This window comes from Pseudomonas sp. Pseusp18, assembly GCF_059506005.1.
In genome coordinates this window covers 5,832,057-5,848,723 of record NZ_CP169240.1, presented here as the reverse complement: position 1 = coordinate 5,848,723, position 16,667 = coordinate 5,832,057, and the positions used below count along the sequence as shown (strand labels likewise).

The following is a 16,667-nucleotide window of genomic DNA, read 5'->3' as shown; positions in this document are numbered from 1 at the left end:
CCCGGCGCCGGTGCAACTTAGACGCCTTCGAGCATCGCATCCGCCGGTGCATCGGCACGTTGCTTGGCGGTCAGTTGGAAGTACAGGTAGCCGGCCACCATGAAACCGAGGAACACACAGCCGATCAGCGCGTTGAACCAGGCCATCGCCACCAGGCACACCACCGCCAGAAACAGCGCAATGCCTGGCACGATCGGATAGCCCGGCGCACGGAAGGTGCGTTCCAGGTTTGGCTCGGTCTTACGCAGTTTGAACAGGCTCAGCATACTGATGATGTACATCACGATGGCGCCGAATACCGACATGGTGATCATCGCAGCCGTCAGCGTCATGCCTTGCAGGTTGACCAGGCCATCACTGTAGATCGCCGCGATGCCGATCACGCCGCCCGCCAGGATCGCCCGGTGCGGGGTCTGGAAGCGCGACAGTTTGGCCAGGGAGGCCGGCAGGTAACCGGCGCGAGCCAGGGCGAAGAACTGCCGCGAATAGCCCAGAATGATTCCGTGGAAGCTCGCCACCAGGCCGAACAGACCGATCCACACCAACATGTGCATCCAGCTCGAGTTGTTGCCGACCACGGCTTTCATCGCCTGAGGCAGCGGGTCGTTGATGTTCGACAGTTGGCGCCAGTCGCCGACACCGCCCGCCATGACCATCACGCCGATGGCGAGGAACACCAGGGTCAGAATGCCGCTGACGTAAGCCTTGGGAATCGTGCGTTTCGGGTCCTTGGCTTCTTCGGCGGCCATGGCTGCGCCTTCAATGGCGAGGAAAAACCAGATCGCGAACGGGATGGCCGCAAAGATGCCGGGAATCGAGGCCATGCTGAATTCATTGGCGCCCGACCAGCCGTTGAGCACGAAGTTACTGAAGCTGAAGCCCGGTGCGACCACACCCATGAACACCAGCAATTCGGCGACGGCGAGCACGGTGACCACCAGTTCGAAGGTGGCCGCGATGCTGACGCCGAGGATATTCAGGGTCATGAACACGAAATAGGCGCCAACAGCGGCGATCTTCGGGTCCAGTTCCGGGTATTGCACATTGAGGTAGGCGCCGATGGCCATGGCAATTGCCGGTGGCGCAAAGACGAATTCGATCAGGGTGGCGATGCCGGCGATCAGTCCGCCTCGCTCGCCGAAGGCTCGGCGGCTGTAGGCAAACGGCCCGCCAGCGTGGGGAATGGCGGTGGTCAATTCGGTGAAACTGAAGATGAAGCAGGTGTACATCGTGGCCACCATCAATGCGGTGACGAGAAAGCCCAGGGTACCTGCGGTGCCCCAGCCATAACTCCAGCCGAAATACTCGCCGGAAATCACCAGGCCGACGGCAATGCCCCATAGATGCAGGGTGCCGAGTGTGGGTTTGAGCTGTGTAGTAGAAGTCATAAGTCCTCTCTGTCTTTTTTATTGTTTGATCTGTTGGACTTTCGGGTATGGCGTTTTCAGGTGTAGAGCGGGCACGCAAAGCCCATGCCAGACCGGCAGGGCGCTGTGGGTGGTGTCAATGGAGGCGCCTTCGCTGGCAAGCCATGTTCCTGCAGGTAATGCGCGATCCTGTAGGAGCTGGCGAAGCCTGCGATCTTTTGAACCAGGCGATGGGAGCTACCGACAAGCGAAGATCAAAAGATCGCAGCCTGCGGCAGCTCCTACGCCAGATTCAGATCCGTCGCGTCAGAAGAAGCCCAACGGGTTGATGTCGTAGCTCACCAGCAGGTTTTTGGTCTGCTGATAGTGATCGAGCATCATTTTGTGGGTCTCACGGCCGACGCCGGACTTTTTGTAGCCACCGAACGCGGCGTGTGCCGGGTACAGGTGGTAGCAGTTGGTCCACACGCGACCGGCCTTGATGGCGCGGCCCATGCGGTAGGCGCGGTTGATGTCGCGGGTCCAGAGGCCGGCACCCAGGCCGAACTCGGTGTCGTTGGCGATGGCCAGGGCCTCGGCTTCGTCCTTGAAGGTGGTGATGCTCACCACCGGGCCGAAGATTTCTTCCTGGAACACGCGCATTTTGTTGGTGCCCTTGAGCAGGGTCGGCTGGATGTAATACCCGGTCGCCAGGCTGCCCTCGAGTTTTTCTACCTTGCCGCCGGTCAGCAGTTCGGCACCTTCGCCCTTGGCGATCTCCAGGTACGAAAGGATTTTGTCGAATTGCTGCTCGGACGCCTGGGCGCCGACCATGGTGTCGGTGTCCAGCGGGTCGCCACGCTTGATCTGCAGGACTTTTTTCATGACAACTTCCATGAACTCGTCGTAGATCGACTCCTGTACCAGGGCGCGGGACGGGCAGGTGCAAACTTCGCCCTGGTTGAAGAATGCCAGCACCAGACCTTCGGCGGCTTTCTCGATGAAGGACGGTTCGGCCTGCATGACGTCTTCGAAGAAGATGTTCGGCGACTTGCCTCCCAGCTCCACGGTGGACGGAATGATGTTTTCGGCGGCGCATTTCATGATGTGCGAGCCGACTGGAGTCGAACCGGTGAAGGCGATCTTGGCGATGCGTTTGCTGGTGGCCAGGGCTTCACCGGCTTCTTTGCCGAAGCCTTGCACCACGTTGAGCACGCCAGGTGGCAGCAGGTCGCCGATCAGCTCCATCAGCACAGTAATGCCCAGCGGGGTTTGCTCGGCAGGTTTGAGAACGATGCAGTTACCGGCAGCCAGGGCCGGAGCGAGTTTCCAGGCGGCCATCAGAATCGGGAAGTTCCACGGGATGATCTGCCCGACCACGCCCAGCGGTTCATGGATGTGATAGGCCACGGTATTGCCGTCGATCTCGGCGGCGCTGCCTTCCTGGGCGCGGATGCAACCGGCGAAGTAGCGGAAGTGGTCGGCGGCCAGCGGGATGTCGGCGTTGAGGGTTTCACGCACGGCCTTGCCGTTGTCCCAGGACTCGGTGATCGCCAGCAGTTCCAGGTTCTGTTCGATGCGATCGGCGATTTTCAGCAGCACCAGCGAGCGTGCCTGGGCGGACGTGGCGCCCCAGGCATCGGCGGCGGCATGGGCGGCGTCCAGGGCTTTTTCGATGTCTTCGGCAGTGGAGCGCGGGAATTCGGCAATAGGCTGGCCGTTGACCGGCGAAGTATTGGTGAAGTACTGACCTTTGACAGGCGCGACGAACTCGCCGCCGATGTAGTTACCGTATTTGCTCTTGAACGAAACGATAGCGCCTTCAGTACCGGGGTGAGCGTAACGCATGATGGGTTTCTCCTTGGCTTTTGTGCTTATAAGGGAGGACGCGCCAGAGCGCGGTAACAAGCGTAGAGCAAAGGTTGGGCCACCGCCTTGCAGGTCAGTTAAATCAAGGGCTTGTGTATTTTTTGTCGGACGGCTGGGCGGTGCTTGTGACGCTTGCGGTACAACCCGTGTGACACTTTGTACCGCTTGTGGCACAGCCTGTGACCGATGGGTCTTGCCAGCATTGCAATGCGTCGATGGCTGGAGGATGCTGGGCCTCAAATTGACACACAGGTGATCCTCTGTGGCGAGGGAGCTTGCGTGGCGAGGGGGCTTGCCCCCGTTGGGCAGCGAAGCAGCCCCCAAACCATTCACCTCGATTTACCAGATACACCGCATGCTCAGGATTTACGACTGCTGCGCAGCCGAACGGGGGCAAGCCCCCTCGCCACAGGAAGTGGTTATAGGTAGGCACTCACCTATCGGGGAGAATAATAAGAAATGCACGACAACCATTTGAGTCGCCATGCCCAGCAAGTGTTGACCGTGACTCAGGGTAAGTCCCACCTGCACGGTCCCGGCAGCGATCCGTCCATTGCCCGCTCCTGGCTGCGGTGCCTTGAGGACTATCACCTCGACCCGGCCCTGACCATGGCGCCGACGGTGCTGGAACATGGCCGCATCCTGGAAAGCCGCGAACGTTTGCAGCAAGTGCTGCAGATCGCCGGCAACGAAATGACCAGCCTCCACCAGCAACTCTCCGGCGCCGGCCACGCGGTGCTGCTGACCGACGCCCGTGGGGTGATCCTCAACTGCGTCACCGCGCCCGCCGAACGGAAGATTTTCGAACGCGCCGGCCTTTGGCTTGGCGCCGACTGGAGCGAAGCCTGCGAAGGTACCAACGGCATCGGCACCTGTCTGGTGGAGCGCCAGTCCCTGACCATTCACCAGGACGAACACTTTCGCGGCCGCCACACTGGCCTGACCTGCTCGGCAAGCCCGGTGTTCGACCCGCACGGCGAGTTGCTTGCGGTGCTCGACGTGTCGTCGGCGCGTCACGAGGTTTCGCGGCAGAGCCAGTTTCACACCATGGCCCTGGTCAATCTGTCGGCGAAGATGATCGAGAGCTGTTATTTCCTGCGTTACTTCGACAATCAATGGCTGCTGCGTTTTCACTTGCAAGCCGAATCCGTCGGACTGTTCAGCGAAGGGCTGCTGGCGTTCGACGGCGAAGGGCGGATCTGTGCGGTCAATCAGAGTGCGCTGAATTTGCTGGGGCATATTCGCGGCGGGCTGTTGGGCCAGCCGGTGGAGGCGTTCTTCGATTGCTCTCTGGACGAGTTGCTCGGCCGCGCGAGCGCCAATGCCAGCGCCAGTTGGCCGTTGCGCACCCGCGACGGGCGGCGGCTGTTTGCTGTATTGCGCGGGCAGCCGCGCAGCATTCCGGCACCCGTGGTGCAAAGCCCGGCAGTGGTCGAGCGTCCACGGCTGTCAGGTATTTGCCTGGGTGACGCCGCGCTGCAGGAAGACTTCCGCAAGGCCTTGCGGGTGTTCGAGCGGGATGTGCCGTTGCTGATCAACGGTGAAACCGGCTGTGGCAAGGAGGCTTTCGCCAAGGCCGTGCATCAGGCCAGTCAGCGGGCAGAAAAATCGTTCGTCGCCCTCAATTGCGCGGCGATCCCCGAAAGCCTGATCGAAAGCGAGCTGTTCGGCTATCGCGGCGGCAGTTTCACCGGTGCCCGCAAGGAAGGCATGCGCGGCAAGTTGCAGCAGGCCGATGGCGGGACATTATTCCTGGATGAAATCGGCGACATGCCGCTGAGCATGCAAACCCGGCTATTAAGGGTGCTGGAAGACCGTCAGGTGGTGCCGATTGGCGGCGAGCCGGAATCGGTCAATGTGCGGATCATCAGCGCCACTCACCGTAACCTGCTCGAAAGGGTGCAGGACGGCAGTTTCCGCGAGGATTTGTATTACCGGCTCAATGGGCTGGAAGTCGCATTGCCGGCGTTGCGCGAGCGCACGGATAAATCACAGTTGCTCGACTTTCTGCTGGCCGAAGAGGCGGGCGGGGAGACAGTGCTGATTGATGCTGCGGCGCGGCAGGCCTTGCTGGATTTTGCCTGGCCGGGGAACGTGCGGCAGTTGCGCAATGTGCTGCGGACTCTGGCGGCGTTGTGTGACGGCGGTCGGATCGGACTGGAAGATTTGCCGGCGATGATTCGTCAGGCCCGGCCGGTGACGGTGGCGACGATTGAAGAGCCGTCCGAATATCCGCTGGACGATGCCGAGCGGTTGGCGTTGCTCAACGTACTGGAACAGCAGCGCTGGCACATGACCCACACAGCCGAGCAGTTGGGCGTGAGCCGCAATACCCTCTACCGGAAGCTGCGCAAACACGGCATCGCCCGATAAGCGTTTTTGTGGCGAGGGAGCTTGTCGGATCGCCGCACCGTCCCGCTCGGCTGCGCAGCAGTCGTAAAGTTGGCAACCGTGATCCAGCTAGCACACCGCGTTGGCTGGTTTTGGGGCTGCTTCGCAACCCAGCGGGAGCAAGCTCCCTCGCCACAAAAAAACGCGCTCGATCAGCCAGGCGGTTGTGCCACGTTCAGCTAAAGAGTGCGATTTTCCCCTCCCTACGCTAACCTGCGGCCATGTTTTACGAGGTCGACTATGCACATTCATATTCTTGGTATTTGCGGCACTTTCATGGGTTCGATGGCGGTTCTGGCCAAAGAGCTGGGCCATCGCGTGACCGGCTCCGATGCCAACGTCTACCCGCCGATGAGCACTCAGCTGCAAGCCCAGGGCATTGAGTTGACCCAAGGTTACGACCCGGCGCAGCTCGATCCGGCCCCGGACCTGGTGGTGATCGGCAATGCCATGTCCCGCGGCAACCCGGCGGTCGAGTACGTGCTGAACAAAGGCCTGCCGTACGTCTCCGGCCCGCAGTGGCTGGCGGATCACGTACTGCAAGGCCGCTGGGTGCTGGCGGTTGCCGGCACGCATGGCAAAACCACCACCAGCAGCATGCTTGCCTGGGTCCTGGAACACGCCGGCATGAGCCCGGGTTTCCTGATCGGTGGCGTGCCGCAGAATTTCTCGGTGTCGGCGCGTCTGGGCGATACGCCGTTCTTCGTGATTGAAGCCGACGAATACGACAGCGCATTCTTCGACAAGCGCTCCAAGTTCGTTCACTACCGCCCGCGCACGGCGATCCTGAACAATCTGGAGTTCGATCACGCGGACATCTTCCCTGATCTGGCGGCCATCGAGCGACAGTTCCACCATTTGGTGCGGACCATTCCGAGCGAAGGCCTGGTGATCCATCCGACCACAGAGCCGGCCTTGCAGCGCGTGATCGAGATGGGCTGCTGGACCCCAGTGCAAACCACCGGCGCCGGCGGTCAATGGCAGGTCAAACTGCTCAGTGAAGATGGCTCGAAGTTCGAAGTGATGTTCGAAGGCGTCGCTCAAGGCGTGGTCGAGTGGGACATGACCGGTCAGCACAATGTCGCCAACGCCTTGGCCACCCTGGCCGCTGCGCGTCACGTCGGCGTCGTGCCGTCGATGGGCGTCGCGGCACTGAGCGCGTTCAAAAGCGTGAAGCGCCGGATGGAAAAAGTTGCGGAAGTCCGTGGCATCACCATCTACGACGACTTCGCCCACCACCCGACCGCCATCGCCACCACCCTCGACGGTTTGCGCAAGCGCATCGGTGATGCGCCGCTGATCGCGATCATCGAGCCGCGCTCCAACTCCATGAAGCTCGGTGCTCACCGCGATGGCTTGCCGGAAAGCGTGGTCGATGCCGATCAGGTGATCTGGTATTCGCCGGCCAACCTCGGTTGGGACCTGGGTGCCACGGCGGCATTGTGCACCGTGCCGTCGATTGTCAGCGATTCGCTGGAAGGCATCATCGAGCGCGTGAAGAGCCAGGCCCAGCCCGGCACTCACGTGGTGATCATGAGCAACGGCGGCTTCGGCGGCCTGCACGGCAAACTGGCCGAGGCGCTGCAATGAACAACGGGCCGGAACGCATCACGCTGGCGATGACCGGCGCTTCGGGCGCCCAGTACGGCTTGCGCCTGCTCGACTGCCTGGTGCGTGAAGACCGCGAGGTGCACTTCCTGATTTCCAAGGCCGCGCAGCTGGTGATGGCCACCGAGACCGATGTCTCGCTGCCGTCCAAGCCGCAGATGATGCAAGCCTTCCTTACTGAATACACCGGTGCCGCCGTCGGGCAGATTCGGGTGTACGGCAAGGAAGACTGGATGTCGCCGGTGGCATCGGGTTCCGGCTCGCCAGCGGCGATGGTGGTGGTGCCGTGTTCCACCGGAACCTTGTCGGCTATCGCGACCGGTGCCTGCAACAACTTGATCGAGCGGGCGGCCGACGTGACGTTGAAGGAGCGCCGCCAGCTGATTCTGGTACCGCGCGAGGCGCCGTATTCGAGCATCCATCTGGAGCACATGCTCAAGCTGTCGAACATGGGCGTGACGATTCTGCCGGCATCGCCAGGCTTCTATCATCAGCCGCAAACCATTGATGACTTGATCGACTTCGTCGTGGCGCGAATTCTCAATCTGCTGAACATTCCGCAAGACATGCTGCCGCGCTGGGGTGAACACCATTTGAGCAGTGATGAATAAGCTGCTGATCATTCTGCTGGCGGTGCAACTGACGGGCTGCGCCACGGCGCGCACCCTCGATGCCGCCAAGCCCGGGGCGCCGGTGGTGTATTCGGGGACGCGTCTGGATTTGTATGCAATGAACGGCGGGTGCTGCGCCATGGACAGATTTGGCGCAGAGGCGCCGAGTTATCCCGGCGTCGATCTGCCAGCCAGTGCGTTGCTCGACACACTGCTGTTGCCGTTGTCGTTGTTGACGGTTTTAGGCGTTGGGTTTCAGGCGACCGGCGGATTGTGAGGGTAGCTGCGCTCCCTGTGGCGAGGGGGCTTGTCCCCGTTGGGTCGCGTAGCGGCCCTCCGTTTCTTCAGTTGCACCAAATCGCCTGGATTTACGACTGCTTCGCAGCCGAACGGGGGCAAGCCCCCTCGCCACAGGTCCGATATCGATCTGAAATCACTTGCCTAACTTGCGCAACTCATCCGACTCGACAATCCGTACGCCATCCTGCTCTTCCAGCGCCAGGCGCCACATGGCGCGGGCCAGTTGGCAGGCTTCGATGCCGTGGTATTTGCCCGGAATCAATTTCGACAACGGACCGGCAACCCGTTCGGCCAGTCGCGGCTCGGCGCGATCGCCCAGCAACAGCGAAGGCCGGCAGATGGTCAGCTGCGGCCAATTCTGCGCGCGCAATGCGTGTTCCATCTCGCCTTTAACCCGGTTATAGAAAATCGGCGATCTGCGGTCGGCCCCCAAGGCACTGATCACGATCAGGTGCCGTGCGCCCATTTCCCGGGCACGTTTGGCGAAGGCCACGACCATGTCCAGGTCCACCGCGCGAAACGCTTCCTCGGAGCCGGCTTGCTTGATCGTGGTGCCGAGGCAGCAGTAGGCGACGTCGACGCGACCGTTCAATTGCGGCAGAAACACCGTCGGGTCACCAACCGGGTTTTCCAGGTGAGGGTGTTCGGCCAGTGGCCGGCGTGAGGGGGCTAATACGCGTGCAATCGTTGGCTCGTTGAGCAGACGGTCAAGCAAATGTTCACCGGTTAACCCGGTAGCTCCGGCAAGCAATACATGCTGAGGCGTCAAGTACATAAAAATTCCCCCTTGATACTGTTCAGCTTAGTTGCTCTTTTCATCCTTGCTGATAGAGACACTTTGCAATGCCTTTCGTGCCTGCTGCTTGCGTAACAATTGCCAATGGGCGAGCACGGCTTTCGGTGCCCATATCTGCGGTTCGGAAGCTTCGAAGCTGTCCGCCAGCTCACGCTCGGCCACGGTGGCGCTGGCCCGTTTGAAGGCTTGCTCCAGATCGTCGGTCTGGTTCAGCGCCTGGGCGAACAGTGCGTCGCCGAAATAGGTGAAGTTGGCTTCTTCCGAACACCCGAAGGACACCCGGTCGGCGCGCGAGGCGGTCATGATCAGGGTGTGTTCATCCTTGAGGGCAGGGATGAAGCCGCCGGAATAGCAAGACGAAATCACGATGATTTTGTCGCGCTTCTTCAGGGGCGCGAGGACGGCGGCGAGTTCGTCGGCCGGCAGGTCGGCCAGTTCCATGCGTGGCTGGTCGAGTACCAGCTCGTGTTCACTGGAGCCATGGCTGGTCAGGTAAATGAACAGCAAGTCCTCCGGGCCACTGCGTTCGGCCAGGGTCTGGGCGGCGCGGCGCAGGTTTTCCCGGGTGGCCATCGGCCGGTCGCCGAGGTGGTCGCGATGGTTGACCAGGCGAATCTGGCCGAAAGCGCCGAAACGGCTGGCGAGCATGTTGGCGACGTAGTCGGATTCGCGCAGGAACACGCTCTGCTTGCCGTCACCGCCCAGGGTCAAGGTGTACAGTTCGACCGCCGGAGTCGAGGCCGGCACGTTGGCCAGTGCTTCGTCGAGCAAGCGGCCCTGGGCCAGCAAGCCGAGTTCCAGGGTGTCGGGCAGCAGCTTGCCGTCGGCGTCGCGCACGCGCTGGCTGTTGATCCAGGTGCCGCTCAGCACCGTGCCATCGGTCAGCACCAACGTGCCTTTGCCCTGATAGTTGTCGCCGTCGAACTGGCCGATATAGAAACTGCCATCGGCCAGGTTCAGGCGGCCCTGGCCGGTGAAGCGCCAGTCGCTGAACTGACCGATGTAGTGACTGCCGTCGGCGCCGATCAACTCGCCCTTGCCGTTCAGCACGCCTTCCTTGAACTGACCGATCCAGACATCGCCATCGGCGTTTTCGTAGCGGCCCTTGCCATGCAATTGATTGTTCTTGAACCCACCGACGTAGATATCGCCATCGGCGCTGTTGAAAGTACCGTTGCCTTCCAGTTGGCCATCGACGAAATGCCCGGTGAACTGATTGCCGCTGCCATCGCTGCGCTGGCCTTCGCCGTTGGGTTTGCCGTGGGCGAACTGACCCTGGTACTGGCTGCCGTCTTCGAGTTCCAGACGACCGAGCCCTGAATATTGGTCGGCCTTGAATTCGCCGCGATAGGTCATGGCGTTTTCTTTGAGGGTGCCTTCTCCGTCCCGTCGACCGGCCTTGAAACCGCCGGTGTAGCTGCTGCCGGTGGTGGTCAGCGTGCCCTGGCCGTCGAACAGCCCCTGCTGGAACTGCCCACGATAGACCTCGCCGTTGCTGCCGTGCCATTCGCCCTGGCCATGCCATTGGCCTTTGTCGAAGTGACCGGCGTACCAGCTGCCGTTCGGGTAATCGATGCGACCCTCGCCTTGCAGCAAGCCGTTGACCAGATCACCACGATAGCGTCCGCCGTCCGGCAGGCGGGCGTCGGGGGGCAACAGCGATTCGCCATCGCCGCAAGCGGTGAGCATCAGGGTCAGGGCAAGGAGTGCAAGTGAGCGCATAGCGGGATCCGGGCAATTAGGCGACGGAGTATGCCGCAGCTATGTGTCGCATTTATAGAGACACGGCACAGACACCGCGCGAAACAGCATGAGCTGCTTCGCAATCAGGCATGTGTCAGACGAAGCAGAGGGACAATGGCTCGGCGATATAGGCCGGTTTGTCCGATCCTTCGATTTCAAGCGTAGCGGTGGCCTTGAGCAGCCATTGGCCGGGTTTCTTCTCGGTGACGTCGTTCATGTCGACCTTGAGTCGAACCCTGGAATTAACCTTCACAGGCTGGATGAAACGCACGCTGTCCAGGCCATAGTTGACCACCATCTTCGCGCCTTCGGGCAGGATGAGGATGTCTTCCATCAGTTTGGGGATCAGCGACAACGACAGGAAACCATGGGCGATGGTGCTGCCAAAAGGCGTTTGCGCGGCTTTGACCGGGTCGACATGGATGAACTGATAATCGCCTGTGGCTTCTGCGAACAGGTTGATGCGTTCCTGGTCGATGGTGAGCCATTGGGAACATCCGAGTTCCTTGCCGACATAATCTTTGAGCTCTGCAACTGGAACATAGGGCATTGAGACTCTCCTTGGTTCATCGGATTTATAGTTTTTCGAGTGGGGGACTTGACCTCCCTGCGAACCACTTTAGATCAACATGACAAATTGCTCCGGTCAACTGACCATGCTTTTGGCGAATGCCGATTCATAGCGTGGGCATGCTTATAATGTCCGGCCCCTGCTTGGTGGGGGAGAGCGCGGGAGAGGATGGATGTTGTTACGTGGCCTGACCTGGCTGGTGCTGTTTCAATTGCTCGGCACAGCCCTCAATCATCTGTTTTTGCCGGTGCTGCCGGGGCCGATCATTGGCCTGCTGTTGCTGCTGGGGTATCTGGTCAGCCGTGGTCAAGTCGGCGAGCCGCTGAACCTTGCGGCCAGCAGCCTGCTGCGCTACTTGCCGTTGCTGCTGGTGCCGCCGGCTGTGGGGGTGATGGTTTATGCCACTGACATTGCAGCGGATTTCTGGGCGATCACCGGTGCGCTGGTGTTGTCGCTGGTGCTGTCGATGGCCTTCGCCGGGGTGCTGATGCAGCGCATGGTCAAGCGTCACGCCCATTCCGAGGACAGCCAATGATGTTCGATTGGCACGGCGCCTGGGCGTCGGTGATTCATCATCCGCTGTTCGGCATCGGCATTACGCTGGGCGCGTATCAATTGGTGCTGGCGGCGTTCGAGAAAACCCGCTGGATTTTTCTGCAACCTGTGCTGGTCTCCATGCTGCTGGTCATCGGCGTGCTGGTTAGTTGCGGCCTGAGTTACGTTGAGTACCGCAAGAGCACCGAGATCCTCAGTATCTTGCTCGGGCCAGCCACTGTTGCGCTGGCGGTGCCGCTGTACCTCAACCTGCGGCGGATTCGACAGTTGTTCTGGCCGATATTTACTACGCTGGTGATAGGTGGCGTCGTCGCCACGGGCATGGGTGTGCTGCTGGGTTGGTGGTTCGGTGCCGAACACATGATCTTGATGACCATGGCCCCCAAGTCGGTCACCTCGCCGATTGCCATGCTGGTGGCGGAGCAGATTGGTGGCGTCGCGGCGCTGGCGGCGGTGTTCGTGTTGATTACCGGGGTGATCGGAGCGATCTTCGGGCCGAGTCTTTTGACCCGTCTCGGTGTCCACAGTCCGGAGGCTCGCGGTATGGCACTGGGCATGACCGCCCATGCGGTCGGCACCTCCGTGGCCTTGCAGGAAAGTGAAGAGTGCGGCGCCTTCGCGGCGCTGGCGATGAGTCTGATGGGCGTGGCCACGGCGGTATTCCTGCCGTTGGCGGTGTCGATGGTGGTGTAAGGAAATGTCTATGAGTTTGCCGCTTTTTCCGCTGAACACGGTGCTGTTTCCGGACTGCATCCTCGACTTGCAGATTTTCGAGGCGCGCTACCTGGACATGATCGGTCGTTGCATGAAACAGGGCAGTGGCTTCGGCGTGGTGTGCATTCTCGAGGGTGAAGAAGTCGGCATCGCTCCTGAAGGCTACGCTCGCGTGGGGTGCGAGGCGCTGATCACCGATTTCCATCAGCAGGACAACGGCCTGTTGGGCATTCGGGTAAAGGGCGGGCGGCGTTTCCACGTGGTGCGCACCGAGGTGCAGCGCGACCAGTTGATCGTCGCCGAAGTCGAGTGGCTCAAAGATGAGCCTGAACAACCGTTACAGGATGAAGACGCCGACCTGGTCGCGCTGCTCAAGGCCTTGGCGGAACACCCGATGGTCGAAGCGCTGAGCATGGGCACTGAAGCGACGGGGCAACAGTCGCTGGCCAATCAGTTGGCGTACCTGTTGCCGTTTTCCGAGGTGGACAAGATCGACTTGCTGCAACTCGATGATCCGCAGCAACGGCTGGATGCGATTCAGGCGTTGCTGGATGAGTTGCAGGGTGAGTTGTTTGCCTGACGTCCGCTTTTGATCTTCTAATACGCATACCGCAACAAAGCATGCGGCAAATGCCTCAACACAAAGAATCCGAACAACGCCACCAGCGACGGCAACACCAGCCACCAGACCTTGGGTGGCATGGTGTTGAGCGGCGTCTGGCGTTGCGTCAGCCACAGGCTCACCGCACACACGCATGCCGCCAGCATCGCTCCGGCCAGCACATCGGTAGGCCAATGCGCCCCCAGGTACACCCGCGACAGGGCAATCGCCAGCGCCGGCAAACAACCCAGCAGCAACCAGGTCAGGCGCATCCGCGGCGGCTGCCCGCGACCGGCCAGCACCGCGAGGGTTAGAAACAGCGCAAACGAGCCCGAGGCGTGGCCGCTGGGCATGCTGTAGCTGGTCAGTGGATCGCTCAGCACTTCCGGGCGAATGCGGGCGAAAAAGTGTTTGGTTGCAGTGTTGCCCAGCGCGGTGAAAAGCAATGTGCTGCCGGCAAAGATCGCGTGCCGCCATTGTCGCGTCAGCAACAGCAAGGCAATCAGCAGGGCGCTGAACATAAACATGTTGCGGAACTCGCCAATCAGCGTGAACACCACGGCTACTTCATCGAGCATCGGGCTGCGGTGTTCCTGCACCAGGGTCATCAACCCTTGGTCGAGGGCGGTCAGGTGCGGATAGCCGATGAACAGTCCCGCCAGAATTAGAAAACTCATGCCGGTGATCAGCATCGTCGCCTTGCGATGGCGGCGCATGCTGCTGGTAATGCTCAAGCCCACCATGACGGCGATGCTGCCGGCAACGATCCCGGCTTCGGGCCAGAACCCTTCGGGCAATGGCAAGCGAATCGCCGCGCCGGTGGCCCAGCCGGGCAGCAGATAGGCAACGCTCCAGCCCGCGGCGGCCAACAGGCTGACGGCGGCGAAGCGGGGGAAGGGCATGTCGAACATTCCGGCGACCATCGGCAGCATTGGTCGCAACGGGCCGATAAAGCGTCCGACCAACAGGCTGGCAATGCCATAACGCTGAAAATACGCTTCGGCCCCGGCGATCCATTCCGGATGATGGCGCAACCCCGGCAGGCGCCGGATGTTCTGGTGGAAATGTCGCCCCAGGAAATACGAAACGATGTCGCCCAGCACGCCGCCGAGGAAACCCAGCAGCAATGTTTCACCCAGCGACAGTGCGCCACTGCCGGCCAGTACTGCCACGGCAAACAACAACACCGTACCGGGTACGATCAGCCCGGCAATCGCCAGGCACTCCACACACGCCACTAGGAACACTGCCAAGGCCAGCCACTGCGGATTGACCGTCAGCCAACCGGTCACGCTATCGAGCCATGGGCCCATAAAAACAACTCCATCGAATGTTCACTTGGCCCCAAAGGGACGAATCTCCCAAATGCTGAAAGACCGCTTCCACTGGGATTCCCGTTTGCCCGGGCATGTTTCAAGTCAGCAAAAAATAATCGCGCCCTTCGACCTGACCCCGACGCATCGGATTGCGAGTGCAGTACGGCGCGTAAGCCGCATCGACGAAGCGGTACATTAAATGTTCGTCGCGCCCCTGGGGGATGCCCAGGCGGGTGGTCTGGATGATGTGGCCGGGCGCAGGCCCGATGTCTTCCACCAGCAGCACTTCATGGTCAAAGCGCTTGGCGTCCCAGACCGGCACCTTCAGCCCCAGCGCCTTGCACAGCAAGGTCTGCCCGGCGCACAGCTTTTGCGAGGGGCGAGGGCGGCCCTTGGCGTCGGGATTGTTCAACAGCATCTGCGCCAGGCTGGCTGGCCCGCTCAGTTCGTCGACCCATGGATAGGCGGATTTGATCAGCACCGCATTGCCCGGACCTTGGGCACTGAAGTTCAGGGAATCGCCGCCGCGGGCGTAATACATATAGATGTGGCCGCCATCCAGAAACAAAGCCTTACGCTTTTCTGTGTAGCCCAGGGAGGCGTGGCTACCCTTTTCTTCGCAGTAATAGGCTTCGGTCTCGATAATCCGGGCGCTGAGCCACAGGTCGTCGACCCGGTGGCGGATGATTTTGCCCAGTAGATCCCGGGCCAGCGTTTGGGCGTCGCGGTCGAAAAATGCATCCGGCAGCGCCTTTGGTGGGCGCGTTTCGGATGCACGAACAGTCAGGTTAGTCATGATGAACAGCGTTTATCAGGGCTGATTGAGTCGTGATGATAACAATATGCAACTTAATCACGGCTGAACGTCGGCAATTTGCCTTCCATTTCGACCATCCGCCCGTCACCGCTGTTAGTCCCGAGACGCGACAGCTATAATCTGCCGCTTTCCTCTTTACCAAGACCACAGCAGACCATGACTGAGTCCGTTCTTGACTACATGACCCGTTTGGGTCGCGCCGCCCGCGAAGCTTCCCGCGTGATCGGCCGTGCCAGCACCGCGCAGAAAAACCGCGCCTTGCAGGCGGCTGCCAATGCGCTGGACGCCTCCCGCACCGAGCTGACCGCAGCCAATGAACTGGATTTGGCCGCCGGCCGTGCCAATGGTCTTGAGCCGGCCCTGCTGGAACGCCTGGCGCTGACCCCGGCGCGCATCGACGGCATGATCGTCGGTTTGCGTCAGGTCGCGGCTCTGCCGGACCCGGTCGGCGCAATCCGTGACATGAGTTATCGGCCGTCGGGCATTCAGGTCGGCAAGATGCGCGTGCCGTTGGGCGTGATCGGGATCATCTACGAATCCCGGCCGAACGTGACCATCGATGCTGCCAGCCTGTGCCTGAAGTCCGGTAACGCGACCATCCTGCGTGGCGGCTCCGAAGCGATTCACTCCAACCGCGCCATTGCCGCCTGCATCCAGCGCGGCCTGGCCGAGGCCGATCTGCCGGCCGCGGTGGTGCAAGTGGTCGAAACCACCGACCGTGCCGCCGTCGGCGCGCTGATCACCATGCCCGAATACGTCGACGTCATCGTGCCCCGTGGCGGCCGTGGCCTGATCGAACGGGTCAGCCGCGATGCCCGCGTGCCCGTCATCAAGCACCTGGACGGCATCTGTCACGTCTACGTCAGTGCCCACGCCGATCTGCCGAAAGCCCGGCGCATCGCATTCAACGCCAAGACTTACCGTTACGGCATCTGCGGCGCGATGGAAACCCTGTTGGTCGATCAAGCCGTCGCCAAAGAGTTTCTGCCGGCGATGGCTGCCCAGTTCCGCGAAAAAGGCGTCGAACTGCGTGGTTGTGAGCGCACCCGGGCGATCATCGAGGCCGTCGCGGCCACCGAAGAAGACTGGACCACCGAATACCTGGCGCCGATCCTCTCGATTCGCGTGGTCGACGGGCTGGATCAGGCCATCGAGCACATCAACCAGTACGGCTCCCATCACACCGACTCGATCGTCAGCGAAAACCTGGCCGACACCCGGCGTTTCGTGGCTGAAGTCGATTCGTCCTCGGTGATGATCAACACCCCGACCTGCTTCGCCGATGGCTTCGAATACGGATTGGGTGCCGAGATTGGCATTTCTACTGATAAGCTGCACGCCCGCGGCCCGGTGGGCCTCGAAGGTCTGACCTGCGAGAAGTACATCGTGGTCGGTGATGGTCAGTTGCGCGGCCAGGAGTCGCTCTGAC

At 61.2% G+C, this 16,667-nt stretch carries 15 protein-coding genes; 8 read left to right on the top strand and 7 right to left on the bottom strand.

Annotation, left to right across the window (positions count from 1 at the left end):
* Positions 1–17: 17 nt before the first annotated feature.
* Both eat and exaC read right to left on the bottom strand, forming a co-directional pair.
* A complete protein-coding gene (gene eat / locus ACEN9A_RS26335; protein ID WP_019581359.1) occupies positions 18–1,388 on the bottom strand; it encodes an ethanolamine permease in 1,371 nt (456 codons plus the stop codon).
* 285 nt (positions 1,389–1,673) lie between these two features.
* Complete coding sequence (gene exaC, locus ACEN9A_RS26330; RefSeq protein WP_258671256.1) at positions 1,674–3,194, bottom strand: acetaldehyde dehydrogenase ExaC; 1,521 nt, start codon at positions 3,192–3,194, stop codon at positions 1,674–1,676.
* 480 nt (positions 3,195–3,674) lie between these two features.
* On the opposite strand from exaC, the gene ACEN9A_RS26325 reads away from it, so the two are divergent.
* The 4 genes from ACEN9A_RS26325 (at position 3,675) to ACEN9A_RS26310 (ending at position 8,102) form a co-directional block, all read left to right on the top strand.
* Positions 3,675–5,588: a sigma-54-dependent Fis family transcriptional regulator gene (locus ACEN9A_RS26325; RefSeq protein WP_258671255.1), complete on the top strand. Its 1,914-nt coding sequence runs from the start codon at positions 3,675–3,677 to the stop codon at positions 5,586–5,588.
* Positions 5,589–5,846: 258 nt separating this feature from the next.
* On the top strand, positions 5,847–7,196 hold the full coding sequence (gene mpl / locus ACEN9A_RS26320) for a UDP-N-acetylmuramate:L-alanyl-gamma-D-glutamyl-meso-diaminopimelate ligase (protein WP_258671254.1): 1,350 nt from the start codon (positions 5,847–5,849) through the stop codon (positions 7,194–7,196).
* Positions 7,193–7,825: a flavin prenyltransferase UbiX gene (gene ubiX / locus ACEN9A_RS26315; protein ID WP_258671253.1), complete on the top strand. Its 633-nt coding sequence runs from the start codon at positions 7,193–7,195 to the stop codon at positions 7,823–7,825. Before mpl ends, ubiX begins: the two co-directional genes overlap by 4 nt.
* A complete protein-coding gene (locus tag ACEN9A_RS26310; RefSeq protein WP_019650882.1) occupies positions 7,818–8,102 on the top strand; it encodes a YceK/YidQ family lipoprotein in 285 nt (94 codons plus the stop codon). The genes ubiX and ACEN9A_RS26310 overlap by 8 nt, the downstream gene beginning before the upstream one ends.
* A gap of 156 nt (positions 8,103–8,258) precedes the next feature.
* Here ACEN9A_RS26310 and ACEN9A_RS26305 read toward each other — a convergent pair whose 3' ends face one another.
* The 3 genes from ACEN9A_RS26305 to ACEN9A_RS26295 all read right to left on the bottom strand — a co-directional run bounded on the left by ACEN9A_RS26305 (position 8,259) and on the right by ACEN9A_RS26295 (position 11,214).
* Positions 8,259–8,900, bottom strand: a complete 642-nt coding sequence (locus ACEN9A_RS26305; RefSeq protein WP_019650883.1) for an oxidoreductase — start codon at positions 8,898–8,900, stop codon at positions 8,259–8,261.
* Between the two features lie 27 nt (positions 8,901–8,927).
* Positions 8,928–10,643 carry a C13 family peptidase gene (locus tag ACEN9A_RS26300; RefSeq protein WP_258671252.1) on the bottom strand — a complete coding sequence of 572 codons (1,716 nt, stop codon included), beginning with the start codon at positions 10,641–10,643 and terminating at the stop codon, positions 8,928–8,930.
* A gap of 115 nt (positions 10,644–10,758) precedes the next feature.
* Positions 10,759–11,214 carry a MaoC family dehydratase gene (locus ACEN9A_RS26295; RefSeq protein ID WP_018925744.1) on the bottom strand — a complete coding sequence of 152 codons (456 nt, stop codon included), beginning with the start codon at positions 11,212–11,214 and terminating at the stop codon, positions 10,759–10,761.
* A gap of 193 nt (positions 11,215–11,407) precedes the next feature.
* On the opposite strand from ACEN9A_RS26295, the gene ACEN9A_RS26290 reads away from it, so the two are divergent.
* From ACEN9A_RS26290 to ACEN9A_RS26280, 3 genes are read left to right on the top strand one after another with little or no spacing between them, the layout of a single operon-like run.
* On the top strand, positions 11,408–11,770 hold the full coding sequence (locus ACEN9A_RS26290; RefSeq protein ID WP_258671251.1) for a CidA/LrgA family protein: 363 nt from the start codon (positions 11,408–11,410) through the stop codon (positions 11,768–11,770).
* Complete coding sequence (locus ACEN9A_RS26285) at positions 11,767–12,483, top strand: LrgB family protein (protein WP_007937459.1); 717 nt, start codon at positions 11,767–11,769, stop codon at positions 12,481–12,483. The genes ACEN9A_RS26290 and ACEN9A_RS26285 overlap by 4 nt, the downstream gene beginning before the upstream one ends.
* Before the next feature lie 10 nt (positions 12,484–12,493).
* Positions 12,494–13,084, top strand: a complete 591-nt coding sequence (locus tag ACEN9A_RS26280) for an LON peptidase substrate-binding domain-containing protein (protein WP_018925747.1) — start codon at positions 12,494–12,496, stop codon at positions 13,082–13,084.
* A 17-nt stretch (positions 13,085–13,101) separates the two neighbouring features.
* Here ACEN9A_RS26280 and ACEN9A_RS26275 read toward each other — a convergent pair whose 3' ends face one another.
* A complete protein-coding gene (locus tag ACEN9A_RS26275; protein ID WP_258671250.1) occupies positions 13,102–14,418 on the bottom strand; it encodes a bifunctional DedA family/phosphatase PAP2 family protein in 1,317 nt (438 codons plus the stop codon).
* 100 nt (positions 14,419–14,518) lie between these two features.
* The gene (locus tag ACEN9A_RS26270) at positions 14,519–15,217 is read right to left on the bottom strand and encodes a DNA-3-methyladenine glycosylase (RefSeq protein ID WP_258671249.1); all 699 of its coding nucleotides are present in this window, start codon (positions 15,215–15,217) and stop codon (positions 14,519–14,521) included.
* A 177-nt stretch (positions 15,218–15,394) separates the two neighbouring features.
* Between ACEN9A_RS26270 and ACEN9A_RS26265 the strand changes: the two genes are divergently transcribed.
* Positions 15,395–16,666, top strand: coding sequence for a glutamate-5-semialdehyde dehydrogenase (locus ACEN9A_RS26265; protein WP_258671248.1), 1,272 nt, complete (start codon positions 15,395–15,397; stop codon positions 16,664–16,666).
* Position 16,667 lies beyond the last annotated feature (1 nt).

What these genes read in the sequence shown, in the direction of transcription:
- exaC (WP_258671256.1), bottom strand. Translation starts at nt 3,194, where the DNA reads ATGCGTTACGCTCACCCCGGTACTGAAGGCGCTATCGTTTCGTTCAAG.
- ACEN9A_RS26310 (WP_019650882.1), top strand. Translation starts at nt 7,818, where the DNA reads ATGAATAAGCTGCTGATCATTCTGCTGGCGGTGCAACTGACGGGCTGC.
- mpl (WP_258671254.1), top strand. Translation starts at nt 5,847, where the DNA reads ATGCACATTCATATTCTTGGTATTTGCGGCACTTTCATGGGTTCGATG.
- ubiX (WP_258671253.1), top strand. Translation starts at nt 7,193, where the DNA reads ATGAACAACGGGCCGGAACGCATCACGCTGGCGATGACCGGCGCTTCG.
- eat (WP_019581359.1), bottom strand. Translation starts at nt 1,388, where the DNA reads ATGACTTCTACTACACAGCTCAAACCCACACTCGGCACCCTGCATCTA.
- ACEN9A_RS26290 (WP_258671251.1), top strand. Translation starts at nt 11,408, where the DNA reads ATGTTGTTACGTGGCCTGACCTGGCTGGTGCTGTTTCAATTGCTCGGC.
- ACEN9A_RS26295 (WP_018925744.1), bottom strand. Translation starts at nt 11,214, where the DNA reads ATGCCCTATGTTCCAGTTGCAGAGCTCAAAGATTATGTCGGCAAGGAA.
- ACEN9A_RS26280 (WP_018925747.1), top strand. Translation starts at nt 12,494, where the DNA reads ATGAGTTTGCCGCTTTTTCCGCTGAACACGGTGCTGTTTCCGGACTGC.
- ACEN9A_RS26300 (WP_258671252.1), bottom strand. Translation starts at nt 10,643, where the DNA reads ATGCGCTCACTTGCACTCCTTGCCCTGACCCTGATGCTCACCGCTTGC.
- ACEN9A_RS26305 (WP_019650883.1), bottom strand. Translation starts at nt 8,900, where the DNA reads ATGTACTTGACGCCTCAGCATGTATTGCTTGCCGGAGCTACCGGGTTA.
- ACEN9A_RS26270 (WP_258671249.1), bottom strand. Translation starts at nt 15,217, where the DNA reads ATGACTAACCTGACTGTTCGTGCATCCGAAACGCGCCCACCAAAGGCG.
- ACEN9A_RS26285 (WP_007937459.1), top strand. Translation starts at nt 11,767, where the DNA reads ATGATGTTCGATTGGCACGGCGCCTGGGCGTCGGTGATTCATCATCCG.
- ACEN9A_RS26275 (WP_258671250.1), bottom strand. Translation starts at nt 14,418, where the DNA reads ATGGGCCCATGGCTCGATAGCGTGACCGGTTGGCTGACGGTCAATCCG.
- ACEN9A_RS26265 (WP_258671248.1), top strand. Translation starts at nt 15,395, where the DNA reads ATGACTGAGTCCGTTCTTGACTACATGACCCGTTTGGGTCGCGCCGCC.
- ACEN9A_RS26325 (WP_258671255.1), top strand. Translation starts at nt 3,675, where the DNA reads ATGCACGACAACCATTTGAGTCGCCATGCCCAGCAAGTGTTGACCGTG.